General features: G+C 65.8%; 15 protein-coding genes. 5 read left to right on the forward strand and 10 right to left on the reverse strand.

The window, feature by feature from the left end; all coding sequences use genetic code 11:
- Nucleotides 1–15 precede the first annotated feature (15 nt).
- The 9 genes from KW836_RS18950 to KW836_RS18990 all read right to left on the reverse strand — a co-directional run bounded on the left by KW836_RS18950 (nt 16) and on the right by KW836_RS18990 (nt 11,970).
- Entirely contained in the window at nt 16–1,446 is a 1,431-nt protein-coding gene (locus KW836_RS18950; protein ID WP_218344405.1) for an amino acid permease, read from the reverse strand.
- A gap of 122 nt (nt 1,447–1,568) precedes the next feature.
- On the reverse strand, nt 1,569–3,098 hold the full coding sequence (gene hutH, locus KW836_RS18955; protein WP_218344406.1) for a histidine ammonia-lyase: 1,530 nt from the start codon (nt 3,096–3,098) through the stop codon (nt 1,569–1,571).
- A 43-nt stretch (nt 3,099–3,141) separates the two neighbouring features.
- Nucleotides 3,142–4,548 carry a cytosine permease gene (locus KW836_RS18960; protein ID WP_218344407.1) on the reverse strand — a complete coding sequence of 469 codons (1,407 nt, stop codon included), beginning with the start codon at nt 4,546–4,548 and terminating at the stop codon, nt 3,142–3,144.
- A 74-nt stretch (nt 4,549–4,622) separates the two neighbouring features.
- The gene (gene hutU / locus KW836_RS18965; RefSeq protein ID WP_218344408.1) at nt 4,623–6,302 is read right to left on the reverse strand and encodes a urocanate hydratase; all 1,680 of its coding nucleotides are present in this window, start codon (nt 6,300–6,302) and stop codon (nt 4,623–4,625) included.
- A 252-nt stretch (nt 6,303–6,554) separates the two neighbouring features.
- Nucleotides 6,555–7,298, reverse strand: coding sequence for a histidine utilization repressor (gene hutC, locus KW836_RS18970; RefSeq protein WP_279974892.1), 744 nt, complete (start codon nt 7,296–7,298; stop codon nt 6,555–6,557).
- A 90-nt stretch (nt 7,299–7,388) separates the two neighbouring features.
- Nucleotides 7,389–8,354, reverse strand: a complete 966-nt coding sequence (locus KW836_RS18975; protein ID WP_218344409.1) for an XdhC family protein — start codon at nt 8,352–8,354, stop codon at nt 7,389–7,391.
- 73 nt (nt 8,355–8,427) lie between these two features.
- Entirely contained in the window at nt 8,428–10,719 is a 2,292-nt protein-coding gene (locus KW836_RS18980) for a xanthine dehydrogenase family protein molybdopterin-binding subunit (RefSeq protein ID WP_218344410.1), read from the reverse strand.
- Complete coding sequence (locus KW836_RS18985; protein WP_218344411.1) at nt 10,716–11,189, reverse strand: (2Fe-2S)-binding protein; 474 nt, start codon at nt 11,187–11,189, stop codon at nt 10,716–10,718. The genes KW836_RS18980 and KW836_RS18985 overlap by 4 nt, the downstream gene beginning before the upstream one ends.
- 166 nt (nt 11,190–11,355) lie before the next feature.
- Nucleotides 11,356–11,970, reverse strand: a complete 615-nt coding sequence (locus tag KW836_RS18990; RefSeq protein ID WP_218344770.1) for a carboxymuconolactone decarboxylase family protein — start codon at nt 11,968–11,970, stop codon at nt 11,356–11,358.
- Here KW836_RS18990 and KW836_RS18995 point away from each other — a divergent pair.
- The 4 genes from KW836_RS18995 to KW836_RS19010 all read left to right on the forward strand — a co-directional run bounded on the left by KW836_RS18995 (nt 11,896) and on the right by KW836_RS19010 (nt 15,185).
- Nucleotides 11,896–12,762 carry a LysR family transcriptional regulator gene (locus tag KW836_RS18995; protein WP_370633059.1) on the forward strand — a complete coding sequence of 289 codons (867 nt, stop codon included), beginning with the start codon at nt 11,896–11,898 and terminating at the stop codon, nt 12,760–12,762. The genes KW836_RS18990 and KW836_RS18995 overlap by 75 nt on opposite strands.
- A gap of 63 nt (nt 12,763–12,825) precedes the next feature.
- Complete coding sequence (locus KW836_RS19000; protein ID WP_218344412.1) at nt 12,826–13,095, forward strand: hypothetical protein; 270 nt, start codon at nt 12,826–12,828, stop codon at nt 13,093–13,095.
- A gap of 32 nt (nt 13,096–13,127) precedes the next feature.
- Nucleotides 13,128–13,847: a glutamine amidotransferase gene (locus tag KW836_RS19005; RefSeq protein WP_218344413.1), complete on the forward strand. Its 720-nt coding sequence runs from the start codon at nt 13,128–13,130 to the stop codon at nt 13,845–13,847.
- Between the two features lie 231 nt (nt 13,848–14,078).
- Nucleotides 14,079–15,185 (forward strand): porin, encoded by a 1,107-nt coding sequence (locus KW836_RS19010; RefSeq protein ID WP_175138695.1) that lies wholly within the window; start codon nt 14,079–14,081, stop codon nt 15,183–15,185.
- Nucleotides 15,186–15,643: 458 nt separating this feature from the next.
- Here KW836_RS19010 and KW836_RS19015 read toward each other — a convergent pair whose 3' ends face one another.
- A complete protein-coding gene (locus KW836_RS19015) occupies nt 15,644–15,817 on the reverse strand; it encodes a hypothetical protein (RefSeq protein ID WP_218344414.1) in 174 nt (57 codons plus the stop codon).
- 326 nt (nt 15,818–16,143) lie between these two features.
- Here KW836_RS19015 and KW836_RS19020 point away from each other — a divergent pair, with 326 nt between their 5' ends.
- The gene (locus tag KW836_RS19020; RefSeq protein WP_218344415.1) at nt 16,144–16,599 is read left to right on the forward strand and encodes a hypothetical protein; all 456 of its coding nucleotides are present in this window, start codon (nt 16,144–16,146) and stop codon (nt 16,597–16,599) included.
- The last annotated feature ends 107 nt before the right edge of the window (nt 16,600–16,706 follow it).

Here is a 16,706-nt window from a genome sequence, read left to right on the forward strand (position 1 = left end):
CCGGCGCTGCGTCGATCAATCCGAACCCTGGGCCGCAGGCAGGGGTTCGCGGTCCGGCAGGCGCTTGGGATATACCCAGAAGCGATAGGCCAGGCAAAGTAGCGCGATCCAGACAACGCCCACGCCCAACGCCTGCTGTGTGCTTGGAAAATTGCCCAGCACCGCGATCACGAAGGCCATGAAGGCAATGGCGAGCAAGGGTCCCAGCGGCCAGAGCGGAACGGGGAATTTCAGTTGCGCGATCTCTTCCGGACGCATCTTGCGCCGCATCGCCACCTGCGACAGCAGGATCATCAACCACACCCACACCGTGGCGAACGTGGCGATGGACGCGATCAAGAGAAATACGTTCTCCGGAATCAGATAGTTGAGCAGCACGCCCACCAGCAGCGCCACGGACATCACCACCACCGTCATCCACGGCACGCCGTTGGCCGATACGGAGGCAAATCCGCGCGGCGCCTGGCCTTGCTGGGCCATGCCGAACAGCATGCGGCCCGCGCCGAAGATGTCGCTGTTGATGGCCGATACCGCAGCTGAGATCACGACGATGTTCAGGATGGTGGCCGCGGAACTGATGCCGAGGCTGTCGAAGATCTGCACGAACGGGCTGCTCTTGCCGTCTATCTGCGTCCACGGGAAGATGGACATCAGCACGAACAGCGTCAACACGTAGAACAGCAGGATGCGCATGGGCACCGCGTTGATGGCGCGGGGGATGGTGCGGGCAGGGTCCTTGGCTTCGCCGGCGGTGATGCCGATGATCTCGATGCCGCCGAACGCGAACACCACCACGGCCAACGATGCGATCAACCCGCCCACGCCATTGGGCATGAAGCCGCCATGCTCCCACAGGTTGTGCACGCCGGTGGCGGGGCTGTCTGCGCCCATCCCCATACCGAACAGCATGATGCCTAGCCCGCCCGCGATCATCGCGACGATGGCGCCGACCTTCAGCAGCGACAGCCAGAACTCCAGTTCGCCGAACACCTTGACGGAAAGCAGGTTGATGGCGCCGATGAAGCAGACGATGGACAGGACCCAGATCCATCGCGGTACGTCCGGATACCAGAATCCCATGTACAGCCCGAACGCGGTGATGTCGGCCAGGCAGACGATGATCATCTCGAATGCATAGGTCCAGCCTGTCAGAAAGCCGGCCAGCGGTCCCAGATATTGCGTGGCGTAGTGGCCGAACGAGCCGGACACCGGGTTGCGCACCGACATTTCTCCCAGGGCGCGCATGACCATATAGACGGCGGCGCCCGCGACCAGATAGGCCAGCAGCACCGAAGGACCCGCCGCCTGGATCGCCTTGCCCGACCCATAGAAAAGGCCCGTGCCAATGGCCGAGCCCAATGCCATGAAGCGGATGTGCCGGGCGTTCAGCCCGCGGTTGAGTGTCTGCGCTTCTGCCGGTGTGTCTGACTGCGAGGATGCTTGCATCGTTGTCTCTCTCGGTTCCTTGGTCGGTCTCTCATAAAGCGCCGCGCAGGTGCCTTCTGATGGGCCCGTGCGCGCGGCGAGGCGATGACGGCCGGATGCGTCCGGCCGGCAGAGGGGCAGCGTCAGAGGCTGGGCAGCAGCCCCGCGGGCATCAGACCGTTCATGACTTGCGCGTCGATCAGGCCGCTGGCCGCCGCGATGTCCGGCGCGAAGAAGCGGTCTTCCTCGTAGTGGGACACCTTCTCGCGCAGGGCGCGGCGCGCGGCTTCCAGTTGCGGAGACGTCCTGAGCCCTTCGCGGAAGTCCAGGCCCTGGCATGCGCCCAGCCATTCGATGGCCAGGATGTCTCGCACGTTGTCGGCCATGGCCCATAACCGCTTGCCCGCGTTGGGCGCCATCGACACGTGATCTTCCTGGTTGGCCGACGTGGGCATGCTGTCCACGCTGGCCGGATGCGCCAATGCCTTGTTGTCGCTGGCCAGTGCCGCCGCCGTCACCTGGGCGATCATGAAGCCCGAGTTGACGCCGCCCTTGCGCACAAGGAAGGGCGGCAACTGTGACATGTGCTTGTCCATCATCAGCGCGATGCGCCGTTCCGCCAGCGCGCCGATCTCGGCCAGCGCCAGCGCCAGGTTGTCGGCGACCAGCGCCACCGGTTCGGCGTGGAAGTTGCCGCCCGAGATGACGTCGCCTTGGTCGACGAACACCAGGGGGTTGTCGGACACGGCGTTCGATTCGATTTCCAGGACCTGCGCGGCGTGGCGGATCTGCGTGAGGCAGGCGCCCATCACCTGGGGCTGGCAGCGCAGGGAGTAGGGGTCTTGCACCTTGCCGCAATCGGCATGGGAGTGGCCGACCTCGCTGTCGTCGCCCAAAAGGCTGCGGTAGACGGCGGCCACGTCGATCTGCCCAAGCTGGCCGCGTGCGGCGTGGATGCGGGCATCGAACGGTGCCCGCGAGCCCAGCATGGCTTCGACGCTGAGGCTGCCGCACACGAGGCCTGCCGCCATCATGTCTTCGGCTTCGAACAGGCCGCGCAGCGCGAACGCGGTGGACACCTGGGTGCCGTTCAAGAGGGCCAGCCCTTCCTTGGCGGCCAGCGTCAGCGGTTCCAGGCCGGCGCGCGACAGCGCCGTGCGCGCGGGCAGCCATTCGCCTTGATAGCGCGCCTGGCTTTCGCCCAGCAGCACCAACGACATATGGGCAAGCGGAGCCAGGTCGCCCGACGCGCCTACGGATCCCTTCAGCGGAATATGCGGGTACACGCCCGCGTTGACCAGCGCGATCAGGCTGTCGATGACGTGGCGGCGCACGCCCGAGTAACCGCGAGCCAGGCTGTTGATCTTGAGCACCATGATGAGACGCACCATGGCGTCGTCCAGCGCTTCGCCCACGCCGGCCGCGTGGGAACGGACCAGCGAAGTCTGCAACGCCTGCAGGTCTTCGCGCGCGATCTTGGTGGAGGCCAGCAACCCAAAGCCGGTATTGATGCCGTAGACCGTGCGGCCTTCGGCGATGATGCGTTCAACCGTGGCCACGCTGGCGTCGATGGCCTGCGCGGCGCCGGGATCCAGCGTCAGGCGCACCGGCTGCTGATAGGCGCGCCGCAGGTCGGCCAGCGTCAGTTGGCCCGGTTTCACATGCAATTCCATTCCTCTTCTCCTACGCCGGTGGTCCGGCTGCTTGCAATCGTTGTTATGCGATCTGTTGTGCCGGCCGGTCCATTTGGAGGCCGCGGCGCGCGAACAGGTAATACAGGACGCTGGGGACGACCAGGCCGATGATCCATGAGATATCGACGCCGCCCAGCCGCTCCACCATCGGACCGGTGTAAAGCTTGGTGGAAATGAAGGGCAACTGCACCACGACGCCGACGGCGTAAACCAGGATGCCCGGCCAGTTCCACCGGCCGTACCGTCCGTCCGGATCCGACAGCGCGGCCACGTCGTAGCGTCCGCGGTTCACGAAGTAGTAATCGACCAGATTCACCGCGCTCCAGGGCACGAAGAAGGCCAGCAGGAACAGGATGAAGGATGTAAAGGCGCCAAGGAATGCGTGCTGTCCGATAAGTGCCAGCGCGGTCGCCGCGCCTACGACCAGCACCACGCACACCGCCCGCTGCCGGCGCGAGATCTCGATATGGCCCCGAAAGCCGCTGATGATGGTGGCGATGCACATGAAGCTGCCATACGAATTCAGCGTGGAAATGGTGACCTTGCCGAACGCGATGCTGAAGTACAGCAGCGCCGCGACGGTCCCCGTGCCGCCCAGGCCCACGATGTACGCGACTTCGCGCCCGGCGAACTGGCCCCCCGCCATTGCGGCCGCCAGCACGCCCAGGACCATGGCGATCTGCGCGCCGACGACAGATCCGAGGCCCACCGCCAGAAACGTTTTGGTGGAAGACGTCTTGCCGGGCAGATAACGCGAGTAGTCGGCCACGTAAGGCCCGTAGGCGATCTGCCACGCTGCGGCCAGCGATACCGCAAGCAGAAATGAAGCCCAGCTGAAATGGCGGATCTGCAGCAACTTGGCCAGGTCGCCCACGGCGAGGACGCGGCTGAACAGGTAGAAGAATGCGATCAGCCCAAGCACGGTGGCGACCCGGCCGATGAGGTGGATGACGCGATAGCCGAACAAGGTGGCCGTGATGATCACGGCCGCGAATATCAGGATGCCCAAGGTGTCGCTGACGCCGAACAACTGCCCCAGCGCCTGGCCCGACAGCAACGTCCCCGTTGCGGTAAAGCCCAAATACATCAGGCACACCAGCACGATGGGGATCGCCGCGCCATACACGCCGAATTGCACGCGGCTGGAAATCATCTGCGGTAATCCCAGCTTGGGGCCTTGCGCCGCATGCAGCGCCATGACCGCGCAGCCGAGCACCTGCCCGATGAACAGGCCAATGAGTGACCAGAACATATCACCGCCCAGCACCACGGCAAGCGCGCCCGTGACGATGGCGGTGATCTGCAGGTTTGCGCCCATCCAGAGCGTGAACTGGCTGTACAGCTTGCCATGCCGTTCGGATTCGGGGATGAAGTCGATTGAGCGCCGCTCGATGAGGGGTGCCGTGCTTGTATCACCTTGCTGCGCCATCGCATTGCCTCGCGTGGAAAGTGGGGCCGGGCCGGCCCCTGGGAGTTGGCGGTTTCGGAGTGCCGCGCGGGGTGTCAGCGCTTGCCGGTCACCATGGGCAGGTTCAAACCTTGCTCGTGTGCGCAGTCGATGGCGATCTGGTAGCCGGCGTCCGCGTGCCGCATCACGCCCGTGGCAGGGTCGTTGGTCAGCACTCGGGCGATGCGCTCGGCAGCGGCGTCGGTGCCGTCGCACACGATGACCATGCCGGAGTGCTGCGAGAAGCCCATGCCGACGCCGCCGCCGTGGTGCAGCGACACCCACGTCGCACCGCTGGCGGTGTTGAGCAGGGCGTTGAGCAGGGGCCAATCGGAAACGGCGTCCGAGCCGTCGCGCATGGATTCGGTTTCGCGGTTGGGGCTGGCGACCGAGCCGGAATCGAGGTGGTCGCGGCCGATGACGATGGGCGCCGACAGTTCGCCTGACCGCACCATTTCGTTGAACGCCAGGCCCAGCTTGGCGCGCTCGCCCAGCCCGACCCAGCAGATGCGCGCGGGCAGGCCCTGGAAGCTGATGCGCTCGCGGGCCATGCTGAGCCAATGATGCAGGTGGGCGTCGTCGGGAATCAGTTCCTTGACCTTGGCGTCGGTTTTGTAGATGTCTTGCGGGTCGCCGGACAGCGCAGCCCAACGGAAGGGGCCCACGCCGCGGCAGAAGAGCGGACGGATGTAGGCCGGAACGAAGCCGGGAAAGTCGAACGCGTCGGCGACGCCTTCTTCCTTGGCCATCTGGCGGATGTTGTTGCCGTAGTCGAAGGTGGGGATGCCCTGGCGCTGGAAGGCCAGCATCGCCTGCACGTGCACGGCCATGGATTGCTTGGCGGCCTTGATGACCGCCGCCGGTTCGCGCTGGGCGCGGTCGCGGTATTCCTGCCAGGACCAGCCGGCGGGCAGGTAGCCGTTCAAGGGATCGTGCGCGCTGGTCTGGTCGGTGACCATGTCGGGCTTGACGCCGCGGCGCACGAGTTCGGGCAGGATTTCGGCGGCGTTGCCGCACAGCGCGATGGACACGGCGCGGTCGGCCTGCGTGTGTTTGGCGATGCGGGCCAGCGCGTCGTCCAGGTTGGCTGCCTGTTCGTCCACGTAGCGGGTGCGAAGGCGGAAGTCGATGCGGCTTTGCTGGCATTCGATGTTCAGGGAGCACGCGCCGGCCAGCGTGGCGGCCAGCGGCTGCGCGCCGCCCATGCCGCCCAGGCCGGCGGTCAGCACCCAGCGCCCGGACAGGTTGCCGCCGTAATGCTGGCGGCCGGCTTCGACGAAGGTTTCGTACGTGCCTTGGACGATGCCCTGGCTGCCGATGTAGATCCAGCTGCCGGCGGTCATCTGGCCGTACATGGCCAGGCCCTTGGCGTCCAGTTCGTTGAAGTGTTCCCAGGTGGCCCAGTGCGGGACAAGGTTGGAGTTGGCGATCAGGACACGCGGCGCGTTGGCGTGCGTTTTGAACACCCCGACCGGCTTGCCCGATTGCACGAGCAGGGTTTCGTCGTCGTTCAGGGCCTTGAGCGATTCAACGATCTTGTCGTAGCAATCCCAGTCGCGGGCCGCGCGGCCGATGCCGCCGTAGACGACGAGCTCGTTCGGGTTTTCGGCCACATCGGGGTCGAGGTTGTTCATCAGCATGCGCAAGGGCGCTTCGGTCAGCCAGCTTCTGGTGTTGAGCTGGCTGCCGCGCGGGGCGCGGATGACGGCATCGCGGAATCGGGGGGATGGGTTCAAGTGAAGTCTCCTGGATCGGGTCAAGGCGCGCTGTGATCCAGCGCCAAGGTGAGCAGATCTTAAGACGACTATGGTTGTATATACAATAGTAGATGACTGATTTTGGACTGAGGGATTACCCCAATGAGAAATGCCGAAACCTGTGAGATTTCGGCATGGGAAAAGTCATGCGGGAGGGCGCACTGGCGCGTTGCAGTTCAGTCGGACGCGACTCGTCGCGTCATAGGTACGGCGAGTGGAAAGCGGTGAACGTCACGTTGTGAACTTGCCTTCCAGCCGGTGACGGGAACCCGGATGGATCAGGCGGGCCAGTGTCACCGCGCGGTCGCCGGACCAGGTGCGCCGGCGGATCAGCAGGCAGGGTTCTTCGCGGTCGATCTGCAACAACTGGCATTCGCGCGGCTTGGCGAGAATGGCTTCGACCACGTGCTCGCCGGCGCTCAGCGGCGCCACGCGCGTCAGGTATTCGTACGGCGTGCTTTGCGTGAAGTCCTGCAGCAGGTAGTCGGGCGCAAGGCGGACATTGACGTAGCGGTCTTCAAGCTGGATGGGTACGTCGTCTTCGTAATGGACGATCAGTGAATGAAACACCGGTTGGCCTGCGCGGATGTCCAACGCCTGAGCTTGCTCAGCGCCGGCCGGTTCTTCGGCCAGCCGCACGACGCGGCTGTGGTGGCGGTGGTTGCGCGCCGCGATTTCGTCGGCAATGTTGTTCACGGCGAACAGCGCAGAGCGCGCCTTGGGCTGCGCGACGAACGTGCCGACGCCTTGCATCCGCACCAGCAGGCCTTCGGCGGTCAGTTCGCGCAGCGCGCGGTTGATCGTCATGCGGCTGAATCCCAGTTCATCGACCAGCTCGGCTTCGGACGGCACGCGGTAATGCGCGGGCCAGGCGCCGCTGCGGATCTGCTGCGCGATCATCTGCTTGACCTGCGCGTACAGCGGGGCGGGCAGGGCATTCGCCGGGACGGGCAATCGGGGGGGAGAAGCGGCCACGGGTGGGATCCTGGGAGTGCAACACATAAGCAAGGAAAGATGCGGTTCCTAGTATAGACAGGTACACATCACTTGCGAACGGCGGCGCCCCTATCCCGTCATCACGCCATTCTTCACCGCCAGAATGTGCGCCATCACGCTCACCGCGATTTCGGCCGGCGTCTTGCTGCCGATGTGCAGACCGACTGGCGAGTGCAGCCGCTGCACGGATGCTTCGGTTTCGTCCAGATGCTCGATGAACCGCTGCCGGCGGCTGGCGGCGTTACGGCGCGAGCCGATGGCGCCGACGTAGAAGGCGGGACTGTGCAGCGCTTCCAGCAGCGCCATGTCGTCAAGTTTGGGGTCATGGCTGAGCGCCACGATGCACGTGCGGGAATCCGGGTTCAGCGCGCGTACGGCGTCGTCGGGCATTTCGGTGGTGAATGCCACGCCGTCGACGGACCATGTGCCCAGATGCTCGATGCGCGGATCGCACACGGTGACCGCGAAGTCATTGAACAGCGCCATGGTGGCGACGTACTCGGCCAGCGACCCGGCGCCGATCAGCAACAGCCTGTACTGCGGGCCCAGCGTGCTGGATAGGGTGACGCCATCGAAATGCAGGGCCTCCGGCGCCGAGGCGTCGCTCAGCGTGACCGCGCCGCTGGCGCAATCGACCGTCCGCTGTACGAGCTGGCCGGTCTCGAGCCGGCGGACCAGTTCATTCAGTATTCCGCTGTCCGGTGCAAATTCCAGAAGCAGTTCAAGCGTCCCGCCGCAGGGCAGTCCGAACCGGTGCGCCTCGTCGGCCGTGACGCCGTAGCGGACGAGTTCGGGCGCCGATTGTGGAATGCTTCCGTCGCCGTAAGCCCGCGTGTAGCGGTGGATCAGGTCGTCCTCGATGCAGCCGCCGGACACCGAGCCGATGCAACGGCCGTCCTCGCGCAGCACCATCATGGACCCCACGGGCCGCGGCGACGAGCCCCATGTCTTGACGACCGTAGCCAGCATTAGGCGATGCCCGGCCTCCTGCCAGTCGCGCGCCGCGCGCAGCACGCGGACATCAACGCTTTCCATGGGCGTGCTTCCTTTGGATCAAAAAGGCGTTCATGGCGGACGGCCCTGATTCAGTCATAGATTGGCTTTCCGCTTATGCCAGCTTGCGGACCGGCAGGGTGCGGATCCGCTTGCCCGTCGCGGCGAAGATCGCGTTGCACAGCGCGGGGGCGACGGGCGGCACTGGCGGTTCGCCCACGCCGCCCGGTGGCAGCGCGTGGTCGTCGTTGACCAGATGCGTGCGGATCACGCGCGGCGAGGCGTTGTGGCGCAGCACCTCGTAGTCGTGGAAGTTGCTTTGCTTGACGCGGCCTTTTTCAAAGGTGATCTCGCTGGTCAGCGCCAGGCTCAGCCCCATGATGGCGCCGCCTTCCATCTGCGCGCGAATGCGTTCGGGGTTGATCTGCGGGCCGCAGTCCATCGCCATGTCCACGGCGACGACGCGGATCTCGCCCTTGTCGTCCACCGCCACCTCGACCACCGTGGCGGTGTAGCTCATGAAGCTGTAGCAGAAGGCCAGCCCGAGCCCATGCCCCTTCGGTAGTGTGCGGCCCCAGCCCGAGCCCTTGCACGCGGCGTCGATCACGCCGCGAAGGCGGCCGGTGTCGTAGGGGTAGCGCTCAGGCGATTCGGTGTAGTTCCAGGTGTCGGCCAACGTGCCGGGATCGATCTGGCGCGCGGGGCCAATGAGATCCAGCGCGAATGCCTGAGGATCCTTGCCCGCGCGATGCGCGAGTTCGTCGATGAAGCACTGGGCCGCGAAGGCATGCGGAATGTTGGCGACGGACCGGAACCAGCCGATGCGCGCATGGGCTTCGACTTCGGCGGTTTCCACGCGCACATTGGGAATGCGATAGGGCATGTTGATCGCCGACATGGCGGACTCGAACATCTGCTGCCCCTTGGCGCCTTGCGCAAACAACGACGCGATGGTGGGGGAGGCGCTGCGGTGCAGCCAGGACTGGACATGCCCCTGCGTGTTCATGACGGCTTCCAGGCGCTCGACCGAGACCGTGTGCAGGTAGTCGTGATGGATGTCGTCTTCGCGGGTCCAGACCAGCTTGACCGGCGTGCCTTCGGGCATGGCGCCGGCGACGATGGCCGCTTCGTCCACAAAATCGGGCTTGGACTTGCGGCCGAAACCGCCGCCCAGCAGCAGCACGTTGACCTTGACGTTGGCGGGCTCAAGCTTCAGGCGCGCGGCCACGGCGTCCCGGGCAGCGACCGGATTCTGGATGGACGTCCAGACCTCGGCGCGATCGCCCTGGATTTGCACGGTGGCGACGGGCGGCTCCATCGACGCGTGGGCCAGGTGCGGGACGTAGTACTCCGCGGATACGCGCTCGGCTTCCGGCGCGTTGGTCCAGGCATTCGCGGCGTCGCCTTGATTGCGCATCGTCTTGCCGGGCGCGCGCGCCGCCGCCTGCAGCGTCTGCTGGTAGGCGACGGAGTCATAGGCGCCGTTCGAACCGTCGTCCCATTCGATCTGCAGCGCATCGCGCCCCTGCCGCGCGGCCCAGGTGTTGCGCGCCACAACCGCCACGCCGCCTAGCGGCTGGAAGGCGGGCGCCCCTTGCATGACGGGGATTTCTACGACCTTCAGCACGCCGGGCACGGCGAGCGCCTTGGCGCTGTCGACGCGGCGCACCCGGCCGCCCACGACGGGCGGGCGCGCAACGACGGCGTAGACCATGCTGGGAAGGCGCATGTCCATGCCGTAGGTCGCCTGGCCTTTGCCGATGGCTTCAAGGTCGACCAGGCGCACCTGGTCCTTGCCGATGTAGCGGAATTCGGACCGGGCCTTGAGTTTGAGGGCGTTGCCCGCGGGCACGGGCTGCTTGGCCGCGTCCGCCGCCAGGTCGCCATACGAAAGACGGCGGCCGCTCGGCACATGCAGCACTTCGTGTTGTTCGGCTTTGACCTCGGCAATGGGCACGGACCACCGCGCCGCCGCGGCCGCTTCGAGCATCTGCCGGGCGGCCGCGCCCACGCGCCGCATCGGCATCAGGAAGTGGAGCATGCTGCGCGAACCGTCGACGTTCTGATTGCCGTAGCGGGATTCGTCGGCGGGGGCCTGCACGACCTTCACGCGTTCCCAGCGTGCTTCCATTTCGTCGGCCACCACCATCGGCAGGCTGGTACGCACCCCGGTGCCCATCTCGGCACGGTGCGCCACGATGGTGACGGCGCCATCGGCAGCAATGCTGACGAAGACGAGCGGATCGTCCACGGTGCCGCCGGGCATGCTGTCGGCGCCGTATGCTTTGGCAGCCGGTTCGGCGGCCACCGCCGCCGTGATCCATCCCTTTGCGGTGACGGCCAGCGTGAGCACGCCCAGGCTGCCCTGCAGGAAGGCGCGGCGCGAATGCTGAACGGCGGCGGTCATTGCTTGCTTCCTTGGGCGAGGCGGGCTGCGGCCTGCTGAATGGCCGCGAGGATCCGCGGGTACGTGCCGCAGCGGCAGATGTTGCCGCTCATGGCGTCCGCGATCTGTTGTTCGGTCGGGTTGGGAGTCGCCTTCAACAGGCTTACCGCCGTCATGATCTGGCCAGCCTGGCAATAGCCGCATTGCGCGACGTTATTGGTAACCCAGGACGCCTGCACCGCCCGGCCGACCGGATCGGCTTCCATGCCTTCGATGGTGGAGAGTTGGCGGCCGGTGGCCACGGAGACGGGCGTAAGACAGGATCGCACGGGCGTGCCGTCGATATGCACCGTACAGGCGCCGCACAAGGCCATGCCGCAGCCGAACTTGGTGCCGGTCATGCCCAATTCATCGCGCAGGACCCATAGGATCGGCATTTCATCCGGGACGTTGACGTCCTTGGTCTGGCCGTTGATTTGCAATTGCGTCATGAAGGGAGTCCAGGGGGAGGGCACGACAAGCTGCCTTGCCTCGGGTGGCGGGGATCATTGCTTGAGTCCGGAATTTTGCCCAAAAAATCCCGGGTTGGTTCATTAAAGGGACAAATTCGCCAGTGTCCGGGGCCGGTCCTGCCTGCACAGGAGGCGGCCCTTGCCGTCACTTGCCGGCTTGCACCAGCAATTGCCGGTCCAGCGCGTCCGTTGCGCGGCGGGCCGTCTGCGCGTCGACTTGTGACGCCAGCACCTGGGCAAGCTGGCGCAGTTGCGGCGCCGTCAGCCCCACGTTCATGCTGATCCGCATGTGCGATTGCAGTTGCGATTCGACGCCCGTCAGTGCGGCCAGCATGCTGACCGTAGCAATTTCGCGGCTTTGCCAATCGAGGTTGTCGCGCTCGAAGATGTCGCCAAAGAGGTGCGTGCGCAGGTATTCGTTGGCAACGGGAGCGAAGTCGAACAAGGGGCCCTGGACCGGGCCGCCAGATAGCTTGGTCTGATTGGCAGTTCCGGCTGCCAGCAGCGCGTCGCCCTGCGGGATCGGCCGGCTGGGCTCGGCGCCGGGCGCATCCTGGATGCCGCGTTGCTGGCGAGCCTGCCTTACCTTCATCAGTTCGGACAGGGCATTGAGGCTGCGCGGAAAGCCGGCGTAGGCGTACAGCTGCACCAGCACCTCTTTGGCATCGCTGACCGTCAATCCGGCATCCAGACCTTGTTCAAGCGCCGCGTTCAGCCGCGCGATGTCGCCGGTTGCCGCCAACGCGGCAATGGGCACGATCGCCGCCTGGGCGTGCGGTTGCTCACCCGGACGACCCGCAGCGTTTCACCTACTGAAGCCGGCGCCCGGCTGCTGAGTGTGTTGAGTCCCCGGCTGAGCGAAATACAGCAGGAGCTGGAGTCGCTGACCGCAATGCGCGACAAGCCCGCGGGCACGGTACGCATCACCGCGCATGACCACGCCATCGTGACGGCGCTATGGCCGCGCCTGTTGCCGCTTCTGCGGCAGTACCCGGACGTGCAGATCGAATTCAGCGTGGACTACGCGATGACCGACATCGCTGCGCAACGTTTCGACGCGGGAGTGCGCGTGGGCAACCGCGTGGACAAGGACATGATCGCCGTGCGCATCGCGCCCGACCTGCGCATGGCGGTCGCCGCGTCGCCGGGCTACCTGGCCGGCAGATCACTGCCCGCCACGCCGCAGGAACTGACGGAACACTGTTGCGTGAACCTGCGGCTGCCCACGCACGGCGGCCTGTACGCCTGGGATTTTGAAAAGGATGGACGCGCGCTGAGCGTGCGCGTGAACGGGCAGACCGTGTTCAACAATACGTTCCTGATGCTGCAGGCGGCGCTCGATGGCATGGGCATGGCTTATGTGCCCTATGACCTGGTCAAACCCCACATCGAAGCGGGCCGGCTGGCGCCCGTGCTGGAGGATTGGTGGCCGGTGTTTCCGGGCTATCACCTTTACTACGCAAATCGCCGGCAGCTCTCGCCGGCGTTGGCGCTGGTGATAGAGGCGCTGCGGTATCGCGCTGAATCGGATCGCGCGTCTGCTACGACTTAACACGCCTTTCCCCGCGCGCGTTTGCTATAAAAGCGGCTATAGCACTTCTGTAGGGCCGGGAAAATGTCGATATTCACGATCAGCCGCTGCGGCGCGGCGTTGTTTTTTGTCGCGGTGGTGGCGGGGTGCTCGTCCAGCAAACCGACGGCTGCGGAAAAGGCCAGCATGGCGGCCACCACGCCGGCCCGGTCCAACGATGAGTGCAAATCCAATCGCAAGAAGTGCCTGCACGAAGGGTCCTACGATGTCGGCGAGCGGGATTACGCCGAAGACGAAGCCAAGCGCCTGAACCTCGCGGAGTCCCAGCGCCTGCGGCGCCTGTTCGGAAAGTAAACTCCGTCTTCCTTTCCGCAGAATCGTTGTCCATGACCCGAAAACCGCTCGCCATCATTCAGATGGGCCGCCCGCCCGAAGATCTGCGGCAGGCGCAAGGCGAACAATCCGACTGGATGCTGGCCGCGCTTGATGATCCGGGCCTGCCGGTGCGGGTCTTCAAGCCCCACGACGACGAACCCCTGCCCACGTGGAATGACGTGTCCGGCGCGGTGCTGACGGGATCGTGGTCCATGGTGACGGATCGCGAGCCCTGGAGCGAGCGCACGGCCGAATGGCTGCGTGGCGCGCATGGCGCGCGGTTGCCGCTCTTGGGCATCTGCTACGGCCATCAACTGATGGCGCACGCGCTGGGCGGCGTCGTCGACTTTCATCCGCAGGGCCGCGAGATCGGCCAGCATGCCATCGACTTCTGCGCGGACGTTGGCGACGATGCGCTGCTTGGCGCGCTGCCGCGGCGTTTTCTGGCCAATCTGACGCATGAGCAAAGCGTGTTGACGCCGCCGCCGGGCGCCGAAGTGCTGGCCCGTTCGCGGCACGATCCGCATCAGGTCCTGCGATATGGGCCGAACGCGTGGTCGGTGCAATTCCATCCCGAGTTCTCGCCGACGCTGATGTCGGCGTGCCTGTCGCGCCGCGCGCCGGTGTTCGAGGCGGAGGGCCACGACGTGGCGGCGATGGTGGCGGGCCTCGTCCCCACGCACGATGCGCGCCAACTGCTGCGCACGTTTGCGCGCATGCTGTCTTCATAGCACACGCACATGACACGCCTGCCGGCGTGGCCGATGTGCGCGCCGCTGTCGGCGTCGCGCCACAAAAAAGCGATTATTTCCATTTCTTGCTGCGAAATCGCTTGTGTCCCCAGAACTGACATATTGCGTCCCTAGAATCCGTTCCTGCCATGCGCCGTGTGCATCACTGTGCCGCCTGCAATGCGGGTCTGGCCACATGCGCATGTCTGTTCACATCAATGGGAATCTGTAATGAAAAAGACTCTGTTCGCCACCGCCATCTTTGCCGCGCTGTCCGGCATGGCGCAGGCGGAAACCTCGGTGACGCTGTACGGCTTGATCGATACGGGCGTGGGCTATCAGCGGATCAAGGGCGATGGCTACCATGAATCCAAGGTCGGCATGAGCAACGGCGTTTCCAGCGGTTCGCGCTGGGGCCTGCGCGGTTCGGAAGATCTGGGCGACGGCCTCTCCGCCGTGTTCACGCTGGAAAGCGGCTTCAACTCGGCCAACGGCCAGTCGGGCCAGAGCAGCCGCCTGTTCGGCCGCCAAGCCACCATCGGCCTGAAGAGCTCGTCGTGGGGCTTGCTGGAATTCGGCCGTCAGACCAACATCGCTTCCAAGTACCTGGGCGCGATCGATCCGTTCGGCGCCAGCTACGGCCAAGCCAACATCGGCAACGCGTTCAGCGCCGCCAACACGGTCCGCTACGACAACATGGTCCAGTACTCGACCCCGTCGTTCGGCGGCTTCCAGGCTGGCGTCGGCTACTCGTTCAACATCGCCGACACGACCGCCGCACAGACCGGCTTCCGCACCGCTGACAACACCCGCGCCATCACGGCCGGCGTGCGCTACGTGAACGGTCCGCTGAACGTCGCCCTGACGTACGACCAACTGAACCCGGCCAACCAGCTTGGCAATGACGCCACGCCCAAGGCCTGGAGCATCGGCGCTTCGTACGACTTTGAAGTCGTGAAGCTGGCTGCCGCGTTCGGTCAGACGCGTGACGGCTGGTTCACCGGCCAAAGCATCAACGCCTTCGGCAGCGGCAGCCCCGAGGCCAAGAGCTTCAGCTCGAACGTTGGCGTCGAAGACTTCAAGGCCAATTCGTACATGGTCGGCGTGACCGTTCCGCTTGGCGCCAGCACCATCCTGGCTTCGTGGCAACGTGCCGATCCGGACAGCGATCTGCTGACCGGTGGCGATTCGGCCATGAACGTGTACAGCATCGGCTACACGTACAACCTGTCCAAGCGTACGAACCTGTACGCGCTGGGCTCCTACGCCACGGACTTCGCGTTCATCGACGGCGTGAAGAGCACGGTGGGCATGGTCGGTGTCCGTCATCGCTTCTAAGCGGCAGACGTGATGAGCGGCGCGCGCCAGGCGCGCGCCGCTTGCGCCCTGCACCGCGGTTGCACTGAGCGGATTGGGCGTCTTACCCGGCCACAGACGCGAAAAAAGCGGCCACCTCCCTAGCTCCACTCCCAGTCCGCTCACCCGAACTCCGATCATGGCAATTTGAAGGCCCGCGCAGGCTTGCGCGGGCTTCGTCATTTTTTGAGGCCGGATTGCGTAGCATTTTGGATCACCCTGCCGACCCTCATCGCCCGAGGGCAGGGTGAGTGTCGTTGTAGTATTGAACGCTCAGCCTAATCATCGGATAGCTATGCACACGCACAACGCACGGCTCGCAGAAATGACATTGGCGTTGACGCTGGCCATGGCCGCGGGCGCCTCTGCGCAGGCACAGAATGTTCAGCCGGGGGATGCGGCGGCCGCAGGCGGAGCGCCTGCTGCGGCTTCACCTGCGGCTAAGCCGCCAGCAGCGGCAGCGGCAGCGCCGGCGGCGGCATCGACGGCGCCCGCACCTGCACCTGCACCTGCGGCATCGGCTTCTGCGAAGCCAGCGCCGGCATCACCGGCACCTGCCGCGTCAGCAGCGGCAGCGCCCGCCCCAGCCGCGCCGGCCGCAGCCACGCCAGCACCGGCAGCGCCAGCCCCAGCAGCAGCTACGCCAGCACCGGCAGCGCCCGCCCCATCAGCACCTGCCCCAGCAGCACCTGCTCCAGCAGCGCCGGCGCCGTCAGCGCCAGCCGCGCCGGCACCGGCATCGCCGACACCGGCTCCTCCGGCCGCAGGATCGCCCGCCGCGGGATCGCCCGCCGCGGGATCGCCCGCCGCCGGATCGCCGGCCGCCGGTTCGCCGGCCGCCGGTTCGCCGGCCGCCGGATCGCCTGCTGCGCAACAAGACCCGAATGGCGCGACGGCGGACGCCGCCGCCGCTCCCCCGCCGCAGCCGCAAACGCTGCAGGTGCTGGACGGCAAGCTCAAGGTCCTCATCCCCGCCGGCTTCACCGAAACCGAATTTCCGTCGGACCCGGCAACGCCCGAGGTCTCCGGCAAGATCTACCTGAATCGCGCCACCATGCAGGCGATCATCGTGATCGATGTGCCGGTCGAACTGGCCGTCGGCGATGACGACGCGTTCACATTGGGCGCGATGGCCGCGGGCTTTCAGTCGCAGCAGAAGGAAGCGGTGCCGACGTTCAAGAAGACGGGAGACGGCGCGTTCAAGGTCGGCAGCATCGGCGTTTTTCAAGTGGACGCGACCAGCAAACTGTCGGGCCGCCCGGCCGAGCTGACGGCGCTGTTCGCGGCGTCGGGCAAGAAGGTGGTGACGTTTTCCGCCTACACGCTCACGCAGGAAAAGGCCCGGCATCCCGGGCTGGTCGATGCCTTGAAGCAGGGCATGTCCGTCGCGCAGTAACGCCGGGCATCTGCCCGATGGGGGCGCACGAGCGGCGCAGCAGGGGCCGCCGTTGGGGGGCAGCCGCGGTACGACCGGCGCGGTGCATTGCCGCAATGCGACCGACG

Origin of the sequence: Achromobacter sp. ACM05, assembly GCF_019218915.1 — a bacterium.
GTDB lineage: Bacteria > Pseudomonadota > Gammaproteobacteria > Burkholderiales > Burkholderiaceae_B > Achromobacter > Achromobacter animicus.